The sequence below is a fragment of the Pseudomonas sp. genome, from assembly GCF_030147005.1.
Classification (GTDB): Bacteria; Pseudomonadota; Gammaproteobacteria; order Pseudomonadales; family Pseudomonadaceae; genus Aquipseudomonas.
Genome location: NZ_JASLAW010000144.1, coordinates 24513 through 41207, shown reverse-complemented (window position 1 = coordinate 41207; position 16695 = coordinate 24513). Strand labels below are relative to the sequence as shown.

Sequence of the window (16695 nt, the reverse complement as noted above, 5' to 3'; positions counted from 1 at the left end):
CCCTGTTTACGTGCCGCTGCGGAACCACTATGCCTCTTGAATCTTCACGCCTGCCTTGCTCGATTTTGTTGTTGGCCGGTGGTCGTGGCCAGCGCATGGGTGGCCAGGACAAAGGGCTGCTGCAATGGCGCGGGCAACCCTTGATTGCGCACCTGCAACACTTGGTGCGGCCGCTCACGGACGACCTGATCATCTCGTGTAACCGCAACCATGAACGGTATGCACCTTATGCCGACCAACTGGTGAGCGACGACAGCCCGGATTTTCCCGGGCCACTGGCCGGCATACGCGCGGGACTGTTCGCCGCACGCCACGAGCATCTGTTGGTCTTGCCCTGCGATGTTCCGCAGATCGATGCGCGATTGCTGGCCGATTTGCATGGGTTAGCGCAACGCAACCCACAGGTTCCGGTGATGGTACGTCATGGCGAATTTTGGGAACCCTTGCTCTGCATCATCCCCACCGCCCTGAAAGACCAAGCGGAACGGGCCTGGCAAGCGGGCGAACGCAGCCCGCGTAAAATCCTGCTGCAGCTGGGGGCCGTGGGCCTGGAATGCCCTGCGGATGACCCACGCCTGGCCAACCTCAATACACCGGACCTGTTGCACCCAAGGCCTGGCGTGTCAGAATGAGTCTTGCAAAAGGAACTTTGCCGACGTTGCACACGTCACAAGGTCAGCATTTTAAAAGTATTTTCTCGGAGACAAACTCATGACTCAACGGACCATCGCCGCTCTCATGCTTGCACTGGGCCTCGCCACCCTCGCCGGTTGCGCCTCGCCTACAGTGATCACCCTGAATGACGGTCGCGAAATCCAGGCCGTCGACACCCCGAAATACGATGAGGATTCGGGTTTCTACGAATTCCAGCAGCTTGACGGCAAGCACACCCGTATCAACAAAGATCAGGTTCGTACCGTCAAAGACCTGTAAGCCACCGCTTGCACACAAGGCCCGCCTCGCGCGGGCCTTGTCGTTTTCGGCGCTTACCAGCCCAGCGTGATTTCACTGCGAAAATTGCGTTGCTGGCCGCTGACCGGGTCGATGAAACGCACGCCTTGCGCCAGCAACTTGAGCGGGTTGGCGTAGTCGTCCACGGCGTCCTTGATCACATCGGGATAGAACGGGTCATTGCAGATACTCGCCCCGAGCGCCGTCATGTGTACCCGCAGTTGGTGCTTCTTGCCGGTGACCGGGAACAGGCCATAGCGCCATAAATTGCCGTGTTTCTCGCGCACCTCAACAGCCGTTTCGGTATTGCTGGCACCGGGCCCTTCCTGCATACGGAAGAAAGGCTCGCCGTCCACCAACCGGCTCTTGTGCACCAGAGGAAAGGCCAGATCAGGTAAGGCCGGGGCAATGGCTTCGTAAAATTTATCGATTCGCCGCGTGGGAAACAGCTGCTGATAGGCCGCGCGGCTATCGGGGTTGGCCGAGAACAACACCAGCCCCGCGGTATGCCGGTCAATGCGGTGCAGGGGCACCAGGCCGGGGTTGTCCAGACGCCGGATCAAACGGCGCAACAGCGTTTGTTCGACGTACTCGCCGGCGGGTGTCACCGGCAGAAAATGCGGCTTGTCGGCTACCACCAGGTGTTCATCGGCGTACAGAATGGTTTCTTGTACCGGGATCACTTTTTCGTTGGGCACTTCACGAAAGTAATAGATGCACAGGCCTTCCTTGTAAGCCAGGTCAGCACTGATGGGGTGGCCATTGATATCCAGCACCCGGCCACGGGCAATGCGGTCCAGCCAGTGTTCACGGGCGATCGCCGGGAAGTGTTCGCACAGGCAATCGAGCACCGTCGCCCACGGGCCAGACGGCAGGTACAAGGTGCTGGCTTGGTGCTGTGAAGGGGAAAAACGGGAAGTGGACATGCCGATGCTCAAAGCCTGGAATAAACAGGCGGGCATTATCCCGCATGGCGCGGGATTGAGCCTAGGAGAGATCTCAGGCCTTGGCCAATTGCGCGCGCAAAACCGGCGAAGCGCTGGCCGCCTCGGTAAACTCCTTGAGCCAGCGCAGCACGTCCACGGCCTCCCACCGGCCCGGGTCGTACAGTGCGTAGAGCAAGCCCTGATAACCCACCACATCCAGCTGCTTGTGATAACCGGCACGCTGGAACAGCGCTTCGATTTCTGCAAAGCAGGTATTGAAATGCACTTTATTGAAGGGCGTCTTGCCTTCCGTGACCAGGCCATCCAGGCGCAGCTCGTTCACCGCATCGCGCACGACGTCGGCGGACATGCTATTGACGCTGCTTTTCAATTGTTCGACATTCACCACGGGCGTTCCCTCTATTCAATCGCTGTACAAACATACAGTAACGTAATATTGGGAAACCCGCCATCGCATAAACGTCAGCGCAGAAAAGCCACAATCTGCTCAGTGTCGAACGGCCAATCCAATTCAGCCCCCGTATCCACCCGCCTGAGCACCGGAATCCGCAGGCCGTAGGCGTCGGTCAAGTCATCGGGGTCGGCGATATCCACAAGCTCGACGAGTAACCCGTGCTCGACGAGCGGCATGATTTCGGCCTCGGCAATTTCACACAGATGGCAACCCAGGGTGCCGAACAGCTGGCATTCAGGACGCATGGCAATGAACTCGTATGCAAACACGCCACCATTCTAAGCCCAACACCGCCCGGCAAGCGCGCTCCGATCAATCCTGACTGACAGCGCCGATCTTGTGGATCGACAGGTCCGCCCCGTAATACTCCTCTTCCTGGCTCAGGCGCAGCCCGGAAGCGAGCTTGATTACGCCGTACACCAGCAAGCCGCCGACCAGCGCCACGGCTACGCCCAGGGCAGTACCGATCAACTGACTGACCAGGCTCACACCGCCCAGCCCACCCAGTGCGGTCTGCCCGAAGAGACCGCAGGCAATGCCGCCCCATACCCCACACAGGCCATGCAGCGGCCATACACCCAGCACGTCATCGATTTTCCAACGGTCCTGGGCGGCCATAAAGCACCACACAAACAGCCCTCCCGCGACCACGCCGGTCACCAGCGCGCCCACCGGATGCATCAGGTCGGAACCGGCACAGATCGCCACCAGCCCGGCCAGCGGGCCGTTGTGCAGAAAGCCGGGGTCATTGCGGCCGATCACCAGCGCGGCGACGGTGCCACCCACCATCGCCATCAACGAGTTGACCGCCACCAGACCGCTGACGCCATCAAGTGTTTGCGCGCTCATCACGTTAAAACCGAACCAGCCCACGATCAGTATCCACGAACCCAGCGCCAGGAACGGAATGCTCGAGGGGGCAAACGCCACCAGGCGCCCGTCGCGGTAACGTCCGTTGCGCGGGCCGAGCAAGAGCACCGCCGCCAACGCCAGCCAGCCGCCCATGGCATGGACCACCACCGACCCGGCGAAGTCGTGAAAGCGGGCGCCAAAGGTCGCGAACAGCCAGTCTTGCAGCCCGAAGTTGCCGTTCCATACCATGCCTTCGAAGAAGGGGTAGATGAATGCCACGATCAAGGCCGTTGCACACAGCTGAGGCGCGAATTTCGCACGCTCGGCAATCCCCCCTGAAATGATCGCCGGGATCGCCGCCGCAAAGGTCAGCAGGAAGAAAAATTTCACCAGGCCGTAGCCATGATCGGCGCTGATCACCGCCGCCGGGTGCATGAAGCTGACGCCATAGGAGATCCAATAGCCTATAAAGAAATAAGCCAGGGTGGAGATCGCGAAATCGCTGAGGATTTTCGACAATGCGTTGACTTGGTTCTTCTGGCGCACCGTTCCGACTTCCAGAAAGGCGAAACCGGCGTGCATAGCCAGGACCATGACCGCGCCAATCAGAATGAACAGGGTGTTGGAGCTATGGACAAGCGTGTCCACCGCGCTTTGCAAATTTTCCATGGAGGTTGGCAGGCCTGCAGTAAGGCAAAAAGCACCAAAGCGGTTCAAGCCAGGATTGCTCGCACTAAATTGGCACCAAAGGCACCGCCCTTCTTTGAGAGGGCGTGAACCGCTTTAGCGCGGCGATCAACACAACCGGCGAGTCCCGACAGGGTATTTGCGCGAGTTTCAGTTAATTAGGGTAAGGTTTTCCAAGGCTTGCGCCTCGACCGCCCGGATTCAGCGCAGGCCCAAGGGCAGGCGCACCAAGGCAAAGCAAAAGCTGTACCAGACAATTGCACTGAACCTTCGGCGAACCCCGCGACTCGAAACCACACGTACAGAACGCCACACACGGAGATCAACATGGCCGGCAAAACAGCAAAGACTGCTCAAGAAATACTGATGGCGGATTTTCAGACCCTAGTCAGCGATACCGAAAGGTTGCTGGACGACACCGCCATCCTGGCCGGTGACCAGGCCGATGAGCTGCGCACCAAGATCCATGAAAGTCTGCTCAAGGCCCGCGAAACGTTGCAACTGACCGAAGACTCCCTGCGCGAGCGCGGCCAGGCGGCAATGACTGCGACGGAAGATTACGTGCAGGCCAACCCTTGGCAGTCCGTCGGCATCGCTGCCGGCGTGGGCTTTTTGATCGGTCTGCTGGCTACCAGGCGCTAATATCATGTCTATCGACGAATCCAGCTCGTCAAAGGGCGCAGGTACCACCTCCCGTCGTCTGGGCGCAGCCGTGCTCGGCTTGTTGCACAGCCACGTCGAACTGTTTGGCATCGAGTTACAGGAACAGAAGGCGCGCACTGTCAGCCTGCTGCTGTTTGCCGGCCTGGCGTTAGTGTTTGCCCTGCTGCTGCTGGTGGGGTTATCGACACTGGTGATGATCCTGGTATGGGACACCGGTTACCGCCTGACCGGCATTATTTGTCTGTGCGTGTTTTACACCCTGGCCGCAGCGTTTTGCGGGGTACGCTTGAAAGCGGCGGTGTTCGATGAATCCACGCCGTTCCACGCCACCCTCGAAGAGTTGGCCAATGATCGGGAGCGCCTGTTGCCATGAGCCTGCCTGAAATCCCTCAAAACACGACCCGTCGGGAAATGCGCAAGGCGTTGATCCGCCTGCGCATGGAAATGCACCGTCAGGAAATCCGTCATGAGTCCCAGCAACTGATGTCACCCCTGCATAAAGTGCGCGACCTGCGTCACAACTGGCAGGACAGCCTGGGCATCAAGCACGCGCCGCTGTGGGGCGTGGCGGCGGTGACACTGATGGGGTTCTTTACCGGCAAGGGCGCCAAGGGCGGCAGTATCAGCAACGTGACGCGTCTGGTGCGACTGGGGGCCGGGTTGATCCCCCTGATCAAACTGGCCATGCAAGGCGCTTCTCGCAAAAGATAATCCCCGCTCGCCGGCTGAACACGACGGCCTGACCCCGGCACAATTGTGCAACAGCGGTCGGGCCGCCGTGTCTGTTCCTGTCGACACATCGACCTGAAGATTTCCGCTTGAACCGCGAGCGCGGAAACGGGAAGCTGCAGGTGTCATTCACCGTACGGAGAGTACCTGCCTTGGATTGGCCCACCCTGCTGACCCGCGAACGTCTTGGCAAGCCCCTGCACAGCCCTGAAGAACTGGGGCGCAGTCCTTTTCACAAAGACCATGACCGCATTATTTTCTCCGGCGCTTTCCGTCGTCTGGGCCGCAAGACCCAAGTGCACCCCGTTTCGAGCAATGACCATATTCACACGCGCCTGACCCACTCGCTGGAAGTCAGCTGTGTGGGTCGCTCCCTTGGCATGCGCGTCGGTGAAACATTGCGAAGCGCCCTGCCCGACTGGTGTGATCCAAGCGACTTGGGCATGGTCGTGCAGTCGGCCTGCCTGGCGCACGATATCGGCAATCCGCCATTTGGGCACTCCGGCGAAGACGCTATCCGCCACTGGTTCCAGCAGGCCGCCGGGCGCGGTTGGCTGGACGACATGAGCAACGCCGAGCGCAATGACTTCCTCAACTTCGAAGGCAATGCCCAGGGTTTCCGGGTATTGACCCAGCTGGAATACCATCAATTCGACGGCGGCACGCGGCTGACCTACGCCACCCTGGGCACTTACCTCAAGTACCCCTGGACCGCCCGCCACGCGGACGCGTTGGGCTACAAAAAACACAAGTTCGGCTGCTACCAGAGTGAGTTGCCGATTCTGGAACAGATCGCCCATAAACTCGGCCTGCCTCAATTGGAGGACCAACGCTGGGCCCGCCACCCATTGGTGTACTTGATGGAGGCCGCCGACGACATCTGCTACGCGTTGATCGACCTGGAAGATGGCCTGGAGATGGAGTTGCTGCAGTACGCCGAAGTCGAGTCACTGCTGCTCGACCTGGTGGGTGATGACCTGCCGCAGACGTATCGACAGTTGGGCGCGTCGGACTCCCGTCGCCGCAAGCTGGCGATCCTGCGTGGCAAGGCCATCGAGCATCTGACCAATGCAGCGGCGCGCGCATTCGTCGAACAACAGGACGCCCTGCTTGCCGGCACCCTGCCTGGGGATCTGGTTGAGCACATGCACGGTCCGGCAAAGCGTTGCGTACTGGATGCCAAGGACATGGCGCGCAAGAAAATCTTCCAGGACAAACGCAAGACCCTGCATGAAATCGGCGCCTACACCACTCTGGAGATTCTGCTGAACGCCTTTTGCGGTGCTGCCTTGGAGCAACACGGCGGGCGTACGCCATCGTTCAAGAACCGGCGCATTCTCGACTTGCTCGGCAACAGCGCGCCGGACCCGGCCTGGCCGTTACACGCCTCGTTCCTGCGCATGATCGATTTTATCGCTGGCATGACCGACAGCTACGCCACCGAGATGGCGCGGGAGATGACCGGGCGCTCCAGCCCTCAATAACGGCTCGATCACGTCGCCCTGTTCCCTGAAAGGAATTGCCCTACGATGGGAACAGAGCGGCCTGATCGAATTCGTACATATTCCCGAGGAATAATCACGCACGCCATCGCGGACCAGACGAGCGTTTCCTACGCTCCCATCGACGCTTGACTCACTGTGTGCTCCTTATGCCCAGACATCCCCTTCGTATTCTTTTGGTGGAGGATCATCCCTTTCAACTCCTGGCCACCCAATGCTTGCTCAGAAGCTTCGGCTTCCACCAACTCACCCCCGTCGAAAATGCCGAACAGGCCATACGCACAATGACCCAGTCCGAATCCCCGTTCGACTTGATGTTATGCGACCAATGCCTACCAGACCTGCCCGGTCTTGAGTTGGTTGAAATCGCCAGCCGTGGTCACTTTATTACCAGCGCGATTCTATTGAGCGGGCTACCGACGGCGGAACTGCTCAAACTGACCACACAAGCTGCGCAGCGAAACCTCCCACTACTTGGCTGCTTGCCAAAACCGTTAAACAAAGATGAACTTGAATGTTTAATGACCTCGACTTGCTTCTTATCAATGTAGGACTTTAAACCTTACCGATTGCGAAAAATAACGTAAGAGCCGTCGCAAAATCCCTGTGATCGCTGGCCACGCCAGCTGCCCTGAGATCACCCACACTCAGTGTCACGATTACCTAGCGGCTTGTAGGCCTCTACCTTTTTTGATGTAGGAAACATCCTGTTTTGTGCTTGCCCCCCCCACGCTTCATGCTGCTGCCTCTTCATCTGAGCTAATGTAACCGCTTTATTTGCACCTGCATGGAATGTGATTATGAACACCGTTTTTATTATCGATGACCACCCCGTTATACGACTTGCTATCAGAATGTTACTGGAACACGAAGGTTACAAAGTCATTGGAGAAACAGATAACGGGTGCGACGCCATACAAATGGTTCGCGAATGCCTGCCGGACCTGGTAATTCTGGATATCAGCATCCCGAAACTTGACGGCCTCGAAGTACTCTGCCGATTCAACGCCATGAACACTTCCATGAAAACCCTGGTCCTCACGGCCCAGTGCCCAACCCTGTTTGCCACGCGCTGCATGCGCTCGGGCGCGGACGGTTACGTCTGCAAGGAAGGGGACCTGAGCGAACTACTGAGCGCTATTCGCGCAGTACTATCCGGTTACAACTATTTCCCCAGCCAGGCATTGAATACAAGTGGAACGGAAGGTGTGGACACCCAGGAGCTGGAACTCTTTAAAACCGTTAACGACCGGGAACTCATGGTTTTACAACTTTTTGCACAAGGCCGCACTAACAAAGAAATAGCCAAGGGTATGTTCTTGAGTAATAAAACGGTCAGCACTTATAAAAAGCGGTTAATGCAAAAACTAAAAGCCCAATCTTTAGTCGAGCTCATTGAGATGGCAAAACGAAACGCGCTAGTGTGAGAAAGCGGATGCCCAGCCGTATCAAGGACTATTTAATTATATTAAGTGCCGGCTTGTACTTCAGCACTGCCGTGCTTGCGGAATCTTCCACCAATCCGCAACACCTCACCCTATTGAGTCGCGCGGGAATCGTCCAACTCGATAACCACCTGGACAGGACTCAGCGCCAGTGGCTGCAGTACAAGCGCGAACTGGTACTGGGTACCGCCGCGCCTGACTACCCGCCGTTCGACCTCACCTCCAGCGGCCGCGATTACGAAGGCCTTACCGCAGACTATGCAGGCCTGCTGGCCAAGGCACTCGCCATACCGGTCAGGGTCCTTCGCTACCCTTCCCGGTTGTCCGCCATTCAAGCCCTTGAAGCCGGCGACATCGATTTGCTGGGTTCCTCCAACGGCTTCGAGGCCGCAAACCCCAATCTCGCGCTGTCGGCCCCTTACGCGGTGGACCAGCCGGTACTGGTCACCCGCGAGGGGGAAACCCGCAGTCTCGGCGATGGCCTGGAAGGGCTGCGCTTGAGCCTCGTCTATCATTACCTGCCGTTCGATGAAGTGGAGAAGCTGTACCCCAACGCGGATATCCGCACCTACCCCTCTTATCAAAATGCCCTGAATGCAGTGGCGTTCGACCAGGCGGATGTATTTCTTGGCGACACGATTTCCACCCACTTCATGATTAACAAGGGCTACCTCAAAAACGTCCGCATGGCCAATTTCGGCAAGCATGAAGCCTATGGCTTCAGCTTTGCCCTGCGCCGCGACAACCTCATTCTCTTGAGCATTGTCGACACAGTGCTGGCCTCTGTGCCCATCAACGAACGCGATAGCATCGCCAAGCGTTGGAGCGCGGGCAGCGATATCTTGTTGACCGACAAGAAACTGCAATTGACCCCGCGCGAAGAACGTTGGCTGAAGGCGCACCCGGTAGTGAAGGTCATCGTGAATGAAACCTTTGCCCCCCTCACCTTCTTCGATACGGAGGGCAATTTTCGCGGTATCACCGCCGACCTTCTTGAACTTATTCGATTGCGTACCGGCTTGCGTTTCGAGGTTCAGCGCGGCCGTGAAGTCGACGATATGATCAAACAGGTCACCACGCAGAACGTCGACATTATCGGGGCCATCGTGCCGAGTAACCAACGAGAGGCGCAGCTGAGTTTCAGCCGGCCTTACCTGGAAAACTCTTATGTGCTGTTGACCCGCAAAGAGCCAGGAGCGCCCTTGAACCTGGAGCAGATGACGGGCAAGCGCCTGGCGGTGACCCGAGGCACCCCGCTGGCCGATACCCTTCGCAAGGATTTCCCCCAGATTCAGCTGGTGGAGACCGGCGATACCTTCAGGGCCTCCGAGTTGCTTGCACAAGGGCAAGTGGATGGCGCTGTGAACACGCTGTTGATCGCCAACTATTTCCTGTCCTCGAAAGTTTTCCAGGACAAGCTGCAGATCACCACCAGTATCGGCACGGCACCGGCAACGTTCGCGCTGGCCACATCCCGCCACGCCACCGAATTGAGTTCGATCCTCGACAAAGCGCTGCTCAGTATCGCCCCGGATGAAATGGGCGTGATCAACAGCCGCTGGCGTGGCTACACGGTCGCGTCCGACAGCTACTGGCGCAATTACAATCAACTGATTGCCAGGATCGTCATCGGTACCGGCTTGCTGCTCCTGGTTTCCCTGACCTGGAACGCCTACATGCGCCGCCAGATCAGGCAGCGAAAGATGGCCGAGCGCGCCCTCAACGATCAGTTCGAGTTCATGCGCGCGCTGGTCAACGAAACGCCACACCCCATCTATGTACGCGACCGCAATGGCTTGCTGCAAACCTGCAACGACAGCTATCTGCAGACATTCGACGTCAAGCGGGAGGATGTGATCGGCAAGAGCGTGACCCAGATGAGCATGGCCCTGGCGCCCGAAGCAGCGCAGTACCACGCCGACTACCTGCGGGTGGTGGCTGAGGGCAACCCACTGATTCTGGACCGCACCCTGCATATCCACCAGAGGAAGCTGACGATCTACCACTGGATCCTGCCCTACCGCGATTCCACCGGCGAAGTCCAGGGCATCATCGGCGGCTGGATCGACATCAGCGACCGGCGCCAGTTGTTTGATGAATTGCGCGCCGCCAAAGAACGTGCCGACGAGGCCAACCGCGCCAAAAGCACGTTCCTTGCCACCATGAGCCACGAGATCCGCACCCCGATGAACGCCGTGATCGGCATGCTCGAACTGACGCTCAAGCGCGCCGACCAAGGGCATCTGGACCGTCCGGCGATAGAAGTGGCGTACAACTCGGCCAAGGATCTACTGGAGCTGATAGGCGACATTCTCGACATCGCCCGCATCGAGTCCGGCCGTCTCAGCCTGGCCCCGGAGCGCGTCAATCTGCGAGAGGTGATTGAATCCGTGGTGCGTGTGTTTGACGGCCTTGCACGCCAGAAAACCCTCAGCCTGCTGTTGGAGTTCAAGCCCGACCTGAGCGACATCGAAGTCCTCATAGACCCGCTGCGCTTCAAGCAAGTGCTGTCCAATCTCGTGAGCAACGCGATCAAGTTCACCGCACATGGGCAGGTGAAAATAAAAGTGGAGGTGCAACCGGCCCAGGCACAGGACCAAGAACAAGAACAGGTCGAAGTGAAACTGGTGGTTGAAGACACCGGTATCGGCATCAGCCGGGACGACCAGTTGCGGCTGTTCGAGCCGTTTGCCCAGGCCGACAATTCCGGGCACCTGGCCAGAAGCGGCGCCGGCCTGGGCCTGGTGATCTGCCGCAGCCTCTGCGCAATGATGGGCGGCCAGTTGAGCCTGAGCAGCGTGCCGATGGTCGGCACCCAGGTGCACGTCAACCTGAAAATGCCGCGCCTGCAGCCGATCACGACCCAGGGTGAGCATACGCCAGCGAAGCCGGTCTCTACCCCGGTGCTTAATGTGCTGGTGGTAGACGACCATCCGGCGAACCGCCTGTTGATGTGCCAGCAACTGGGCTACCTGGGCCATCAATTCACCGCCGCCGAGCACGGTGCGGCGGGGTTCCAGGCCTGGCGCCAGGAACAGTTCGACCTGGTGATCGCCGACTGCAATATGCCCATCATGAACGGCTACGAGTTGAGCCGTTCCATCCGTGAATACGAGCAACGCGAACAGTTGGCGCCCTGCGTGGTGCTGGGGTTTACCGCCAATGCACAACCGGAAGAACGACAGCGCTGCATGGATGCAGGGATGGATGACTGCCTGTTCAAACCTATCAGTCTCACGGTGCTGGAGCGGCAACTGGCGCAGATCACTGCGCAACCCACGAGCCAGCGGCTGGACCTGGGATGCCTGGACGCGCTGACGGGAGGGGATCCGCAATTGAGCCGACGCTTGCTTGAGGAGCTGCTCACCAGCAGCCTTCATGATCGTCAGGCACTCGTCGCGCTGCTGGATCGCAAGGCTTCATCGACGGACATCATCGAACAGGCCCACAAGATCAAGGGCGCCGCACGCATCGTTCAAGCCAATGCCTTGGCCGGGCAATGCGAAGCACTGGAGCAAGCCTGCTCTCGCGACGATGATCGGCGGGTGATCGAGACGGGTATCAAATCCCTGGAAAAGCTCATGCTTGAGCTTGAACGGGCGCTGCAAGTTCAACTGCATGACCTGGACAGCCAATAGGAGGCAGGGGCTCGCCCCCGCCTCGCTGGCTCAGCAGTCGGTCAAGCGCAGGAAAATAGCCGCCAGTTGTTCGATACCCACCTGATCCTCAGGCGTAAAACGCGCCAGTGATGGGCTGTCGAGGTCGAGGACGCCAATCAATTGGCCGTTCTTGACCAGCGGCACCACCAATTCACTGTTCGAGGCGCTGTCACAGGCAATGTGCCCGGCAAACGCATGCACGTCTTCCACTCGCTGGGTTTGCCGGGACGCCGCGGCGGCACCACACACACCACGACCGAACGGGATCCGCACGCAGGCAATCTGGCCCTGGAACGGGCCAAGAACCAGCTCCTCGTTGCGATTAAGGTAGAAACCCGCCCAGTTCAGGTCGTCCAACTGATTGAACAGAAACGCGGAGAATTGCGCGCTGTTGGCGATGAAATCCCGTTCATCCGCCAGCAGCGACTCCAGTTGCGCGCAGAGCAGGGTATAGCCATCGAGGCCGGTGCCGGCCTGTTGCAAATCGATCATGGTTGACGTTCCAGCAGTTTGAGACCCACCCAATAACGGGCGAATTGATAGGCGCAGCGGCCATTGCGGTTGCCGCGCCCGGTGGCCCAGCGCACGGCGAGAATGTCGAGTTGTTCATCGCGTTGCCACTGCAGGCCGGCCTTGCTTGCCAACTCGCCGATCCAGTGCTCCACCACATTCAGGAAGTGTTCCTGGGTGAACGGGTAGAACGACAGCCACAAGCCAAAACGGTCGGACAATGCGATCTTGTCCTCTACCGCCTCGCTCGGGTGCAGTTCGCCATCCACGCGCTTCCAATTGTCGTTGTCACTCTGGTTCTCCGGAACCAGATGACGACGGTTGGAGGTGGCATACAGCAATACGTTTTCCGGCGCCTGCTCCAGGGAGCCATCCAGTACACTCTTGAGTACCCGGTAGTCGCCTTCACCCGCCTCGAACGACAGGTCGTCGCAGAACAGGATAAAACGCTGTGGCAGCTTGAGCAGTTGCTCGACCACGCGCGGCAGGTCGGCCAGATGGTCACGTTCGATTTCGATCAGACGCAGGCCGGCCTTGGCATGCTGGGCGAGCAGAGCGCGTACCATGGATGATTTTCCGGTGCCACGCGAACCCCAGAGCAGCGCATGGTTGGCAGGCAAGCCGTCGAGAAACTGTTGGGTGTTGCGGGCCAGCTGTTCACGTTGCTTGTCGACGCCGATCAGGTCCGACAAGCGCATGTCCAGGCTGACTTCCAGCGGCAACAGGAAGCCTGTGCGGCCTTCGCGTTGCCAGCGGGCGGCCAGGCAATGGTTCCAGTCAATGGCCTGGCGCGGGGCGGGTAACAAAGGTTCGAGGCGCGCCAGCACTGCGTCAGCCCGCTCAAGAAAGGCAGTCAATCGAGAATCCACATCTATTCCTCTGGCAAGTTCTTGTAAAAGATGGCGTATTGGCAACCCTGTGGCAGACCGCACAAGGCTGCGTCAAGAAAATCGATTCATGCCGGGCAAGTCAGCGCTGGTGGATGTTCAGCTATGCTTGCCGGGCGAAGGGAACGTGAAGTGGTTCAACACTCGATGGATATCAAGTTCGCCCACCGCTTGTCTTATAAACAAGCCAGATTGACTGTGCTGGTAGGTTTCGTCTTGGGAACCTTGCTCAGTTTTATCCAAATCGGCATTGATTATGCCAGTGAAGACGCATCCATCAACCGTGAAATACGCTCGCTGATCGAAATCAGCCATAATCCTGCCTCGCGCATCGCCTATAACATTGATGCCGAACTCGCCCAGGAACTGACCCTCGGCCTGCTGCACTCCCCCGCCATCGTCCGCGCACAGTTGATCGACAACAACGGTGTGGTGCTGGCCGACGTCGACCGGCCGCGCAAGGAAAGCCATTATCGGCCTGTCAGTGATTTTCTGTTTGGCGCCAACCGCCAATTTGAAGACCGCCTGTACCTCAGCCATATGCCCAACGATTCCCTTGGCGTGCTGCGTCTTGATGTAGATACCTACGCGTTCGGCAGCCGCTTCCTGCGCCGCGCCGAGGTCACTTTGCTCAACGGCTTTGTTCGCAGCCTGCTGCTGACCGGGATCTTGCTGGGCTTGTTCTACGTCATGCTCACCCAGCCGCTGGTGCGCATCATTCGAGCGTTGAGCACGCGCAAACAGGCGCGCCTGGACTGCCCCCCGGGGCATGAGCATGACGAAATCGGCGTGTTGGTCAACGTTGCCAACCAGCAATTCGAAAACATGGAAACCGAAATTCAGCAGCGTCGCCATGCCGAAGATCGCCTCACCGAATATCTGGGCCAACTGGAAGACATCGTTTCTGCGCGCACCCTTGAGCTCAAGACCAGCAACCAACGCCTGAGCCAGTTCAATGATGAGCTGGAAGCTGCGCGATTGACCGCCCTGAACATGGCCCAGGCTCGCGCGGCGTTTTTGGCCAATATGAGCCATGAAATCCGCACCCCGCTCAATGGCCTGCTGGGCATGATTGCCCTGTCGCTGGACAGCACGCTCAACGCCGAGCAGCGCCAGCAGCTGTCCATCGCCCACGACTCCGGCAAGGTCCTGGTGGAGTTGCTCAACGATATCCTCGACCTGTCCAAGTTCGACGCGGGTCAACTGGAGCTTGAGCGTATCCCGTTCGACCTCGGCTCACTGGTGGAGGATACCGCCAACCTGTTGTCGCAAAACGCCGCGCCCAGCGTGGAACTGACCTGCCTGATCGACCCGCTGTTTCCTGCCCAAGTGATTGGCGACTCGACGCGGGTACGGCAAATCGTCAGCAACCTGCTGTCCAATGCCTTGAAGTTCACCCGTTTCGGCCGCGTGGATGTGCGCCTGAGCCAACACGGCGACGGGGTACGCATTGAAGTCTGTGATACCGGTATCGGCATTGCCCAGGATGCCCAGGTCAAGATTTTCCAGCCGTTTACCCAGGCCGGCGCCGGTATCACGCGCCAATTTGGCGGCACGGGCCTGGGGCTCGCGTTGACCCATAACCTGTGCGAAGCCATGCAGGGCCGCATGAGCATCAGTTCGGAGGTCGGCTTCGGCAGCCAGTTCTGCGTCGACCTACCGTTGCCCCCCCACCTGCCGGTGGTAGCTCAAATACCATTGGCGGGGGATGTGATCGTCATTACCAACCAAAGCAGCGGCCTGGGAGAATTGCTCACGAACCTGCTGCCCCATTGGGGTTTAACGCCGCGTTGCTACTCCATGGAAGACGACCTGAGCGGACAGCAGCCCGACCTGTTGATCACCGACTGCCCGGAGTGCCTGTTCCGCCTGAGGCCGGGCATTACCGCGCCGATTCTGGTAGTGACCGCCTATGGCAATTTCATGCCCGGCGAAGAAGTCGCGGCCCTGGCACCGCTGCAGCAACAAGCTCGCCCGTTGAGCCGTAACGCGCTATACCAGATCCTGCAGCGTAATTTGCGCAGCGACACGCAACCGATCCCGGACCCGGTCCAAGTCGACGCCGCGCCCCTCAGCCATCGCGCGCGCATCCTGCTGGTGGAGGACAACCCGGTCAATCAACTGGTGGCCAAGGGCATGCTCAGCAAGCTCGGCTGCGAGGTGGTTGTGGCCGCCCATGGCGGCGAAGCCCTCAAGTGTCTTGAGGACCAGCGTTTCGATCTGGTGTTGATGGACTGCAACATGCCCGTCATGAATGGCTACGAGGCCAGCCGGCAGATTCGCCAGAGCGGTCGCTGGCCGGACCTGCCGATCGTCGCCTTGACCGCTAACGCCCTGTCCGAAGAACGTGAGCGTTGCCGTGCAGCGGGGATGAATGACTACCTGGCCAAGCCGTTTCGCCGTGAAGAGCTCAAGGGCCTGCTTGACCTCTGGGTGCCTGAGGCGACAAAACTCTGACTTGCGCCAGCAATTGGTCGAGCCCGTCGCGCAAGGCATTGGCCTGATTCAGCTCGACGCCGCTGTCGCACAGCAAACGGGCTTTCAACGCGTGGGCCAGGTCGCGCAGCTGCACGCCGACCTCGCTCAGGCTCAAGTGCACTTCACGCTCATCCCGGGAACTGCGCCGGCGCCCGACCAGGCCCAACTGCTCAAGGCGCTTGAGCAATGGCGTCAGCGTGCCTGAATCCAACATCAGCCGCTCGCCCAAGGCCTTGACCGTCGGCAGCGCTACAGGCGTGTGATGCCATTCCCATAACACCAGCATCACCACATATTGCGGATAGGTCAGGCCCAATGAGTCGAGCATCGGCTTGTAAGCGCGGGTCATGGCGCGTGACGCCGCGTAGAGTTTGAAACACAACTGGTCGTCCAGCGCCAGGGATACGATGGCATCACTCATTTGAGCAGCGCTTCGATCTCTTGGCTCAGGTCCTGAGGCTTGGTGGTGGGTGCAAAACGCTTGACCTGCTTACCGTCACGCCCGATGAGGAACTTGGTGAAATTCCACTTGATATTCTTCGAACCCAGCAGTCCCGGCGCCTGTTTTTTCAGCTGCACGAACAACGGGTGGGCATCGCTGCCATTGACGTCGATTTTTTTGAACAAGGGAAAACTGACGCCGAAGTTCAACTCACAGAACTCGGCTATCGCGCCTTCGTTGCCCGGCTCCTGCTTGCCGAACTGATTGCACGGAAAGCCCAGCACCACCAGGCCCTGGTCCTTGTATTGCTGCCAGAGGTGCTCCAGGCCTTTGTACTGCGGGGTGAATCCGCACTTGCTGGCAGTGTTGACCACCAGAATGGCCTTGCCGGCGAAATCGGCCAAGGTCTTTTGCTCACCCCGGATGGTGGTGCAAGGGATGCTCAGCAGGTCGTCGCTCATGGCAGTTTCTCTGTTAAAGGGGAAACAG

At 59.0% G+C, this 16695-nt stretch carries 18 protein-coding genes; 10 read left to right on the top strand and 8 right to left on the bottom strand.

Annotation, left to right across the window (positions count from 1 at the left end; translation table 11 throughout):
* The first annotated feature begins 29 nt into the window (after positions 1 to 29).
* On the top strand, positions 30 to 632 hold the full coding sequence (mobA, locus tag Q1V60_RS13485; RefSeq protein WP_300631101.1) for a molybdenum cofactor guanylyltransferase MobA: 603 nt from the start codon (positions 30 to 32) through the stop codon (positions 630 to 632).
* A 79-nt stretch (positions 633 to 711) separates the two neighbouring features.
* Positions 712 to 933 carry a YgdI/YgdR family lipoprotein gene (locus Q1V60_RS13480; RefSeq protein WP_300631099.1) on the top strand — a complete coding sequence of 74 codons (222 nt, stop codon included), beginning with the start codon at positions 712 to 714 and terminating at the stop codon, positions 931 to 933.
* Between the two features lie 53 nt (positions 934 to 986).
* Here Q1V60_RS13480 and Q1V60_RS13475 read toward each other — a convergent pair whose 3' ends face one another.
* The 4 genes from Q1V60_RS13475 to Q1V60_RS13460 all read right to left on the bottom strand — a co-directional run bounded on the left by Q1V60_RS13475 (position 987) and on the right by Q1V60_RS13460 (position 3873).
* Positions 987 to 1877, bottom strand: coding sequence for a pseudouridine synthase (locus Q1V60_RS13475; protein WP_300631097.1), 891 nt, complete (start codon positions 1875 to 1877; stop codon positions 987 to 989).
* Positions 1878 to 1950: 73 nt separating this feature from the next.
* Positions 1951 to 2286, bottom strand: a complete 336-nt coding sequence (locus tag Q1V60_RS13470; protein ID WP_300631095.1) for a transcriptional regulator — start codon at positions 2284 to 2286, stop codon at positions 1951 to 1953.
* Between the two features lie 74 nt (positions 2287 to 2360).
* Positions 2361 to 2597: a glutaredoxin family protein gene (locus Q1V60_RS13465; RefSeq protein ID WP_300631093.1), complete on the bottom strand. Its 237-nt coding sequence runs from the start codon at positions 2595 to 2597 to the stop codon at positions 2361 to 2363.
* Between the two features lie 67 nt (positions 2598 to 2664).
* Entirely contained in the window at positions 2665 to 3873 is a 1209-nt protein-coding gene (locus Q1V60_RS13460) for an ammonium transporter (RefSeq protein WP_300631091.1), read from the bottom strand.
* Between the two features lie 345 nt (positions 3874 to 4218).
* Between Q1V60_RS13460 and Q1V60_RS13455 the strand changes: the two genes are divergently transcribed.
* The 7 genes from Q1V60_RS13455 to Q1V60_RS13425 all read left to right on the top strand — a co-directional run bounded on the left by Q1V60_RS13455 (position 4219) and on the right by Q1V60_RS13425 (position 11868).
* Positions 4219 to 4533, top strand: a complete 315-nt coding sequence (locus Q1V60_RS13455) for a YqjD family protein (RefSeq protein WP_300631090.1) — start codon at positions 4219 to 4221, stop codon at positions 4531 to 4533.
* A 4-nt stretch (positions 4534 to 4537) separates the two neighbouring features.
* The gene (locus Q1V60_RS13450) at positions 4538 to 4927 is read left to right on the top strand and encodes a phage holin family protein (protein ID WP_300631089.1); all 390 of its coding nucleotides are present in this window, start codon (positions 4538 to 4540) and stop codon (positions 4925 to 4927) included.
* Positions 4924 to 5265, top strand: a complete 342-nt coding sequence (locus Q1V60_RS13445; protein WP_300631088.1) for a hypothetical protein — start codon at positions 4924 to 4926, stop codon at positions 5263 to 5265. Before Q1V60_RS13450 ends, Q1V60_RS13445 begins: the two co-directional genes overlap by 4 nt.
* Before the next feature lie 170 nt (positions 5266 to 5435).
* The gene (locus tag Q1V60_RS13440; RefSeq protein WP_300631086.1) at positions 5436 to 6767 is read left to right on the top strand and encodes a deoxyguanosinetriphosphate triphosphohydrolase; all 1332 of its coding nucleotides are present in this window, start codon (positions 5436 to 5438) and stop codon (positions 6765 to 6767) included.
* A gap of 167 nt (positions 6768 to 6934) precedes the next feature.
* Entirely contained in the window at positions 6935 to 7336 is a 402-nt protein-coding gene (locus tag Q1V60_RS13435; protein ID WP_300631084.1) for a response regulator, read from the top strand.
* Between the two features lie 249 nt (positions 7337 to 7585).
* On the top strand, positions 7586 to 8212 hold the full coding sequence (locus Q1V60_RS13430; RefSeq protein ID WP_300631082.1) for a response regulator transcription factor: 627 nt from the start codon (positions 7586 to 7588) through the stop codon (positions 8210 to 8212).
* An 8-nt stretch (positions 8213 to 8220) separates the two neighbouring features.
* Positions 8221 to 11868, top strand: coding sequence for a transporter substrate-binding domain-containing protein (locus tag Q1V60_RS13425; RefSeq protein WP_300631080.1), 3648 nt, complete (start codon positions 8221 to 8223; stop codon positions 11866 to 11868).
* A gap of 30 nt (positions 11869 to 11898) precedes the next feature.
* Here the strand turns inward: Q1V60_RS13425 and Q1V60_RS13420 are convergent, their stop codons facing one another.
* Complete coding sequence (locus Q1V60_RS13420) at positions 11899 to 12381, bottom strand: GAF domain-containing protein (RefSeq protein ID WP_300631078.1); 483 nt, start codon at positions 12379 to 12381, stop codon at positions 11899 to 11901.
* The gene (locus Q1V60_RS13415; protein WP_300631076.1) at positions 12378 to 13268 is read right to left on the bottom strand and encodes an ATP-binding protein; all 891 of its coding nucleotides are present in this window, start codon (positions 13266 to 13268) and stop codon (positions 12378 to 12380) included. Before Q1V60_RS13415 ends, Q1V60_RS13420 begins: the two co-directional genes overlap by 4 nt.
* A gap of 165 nt (positions 13269 to 13433) precedes the next feature.
* On the opposite strand from Q1V60_RS13415, the gene Q1V60_RS13410 reads away from it, so the two are divergent.
* Positions 13434 to 15743, top strand: coding sequence for a response regulator (locus tag Q1V60_RS13410; RefSeq protein ID WP_300631074.1), 2310 nt, complete (start codon positions 13434 to 13436; stop codon positions 15741 to 15743).
* Here the strand turns inward: Q1V60_RS13410 and Q1V60_RS13405 are convergent.
* Both Q1V60_RS13405 and Q1V60_RS13400 read right to left on the bottom strand, forming a co-directional pair.
* Positions 15697 to 16185 carry a MarR family transcriptional regulator gene (locus Q1V60_RS13405; RefSeq protein ID WP_300631072.1) on the bottom strand — a complete coding sequence of 163 codons (489 nt, stop codon included), beginning with the start codon at positions 16183 to 16185 and terminating at the stop codon, positions 15697 to 15699. The two genes, Q1V60_RS13410 and Q1V60_RS13405, sit on opposite strands and share 47 nt — an antisense overlap.
* Positions 16182 to 16667 (bottom strand): glutathione peroxidase, encoded by a 486-nt coding sequence (locus Q1V60_RS13400; RefSeq protein WP_300631070.1) that lies wholly within the window; start codon positions 16665 to 16667, stop codon positions 16182 to 16184. The genes Q1V60_RS13405 and Q1V60_RS13400 overlap by 4 nt, the downstream gene beginning before the upstream one ends.
* Between the last annotated feature and the right edge of the window lie 28 nt (positions 16668 to 16695).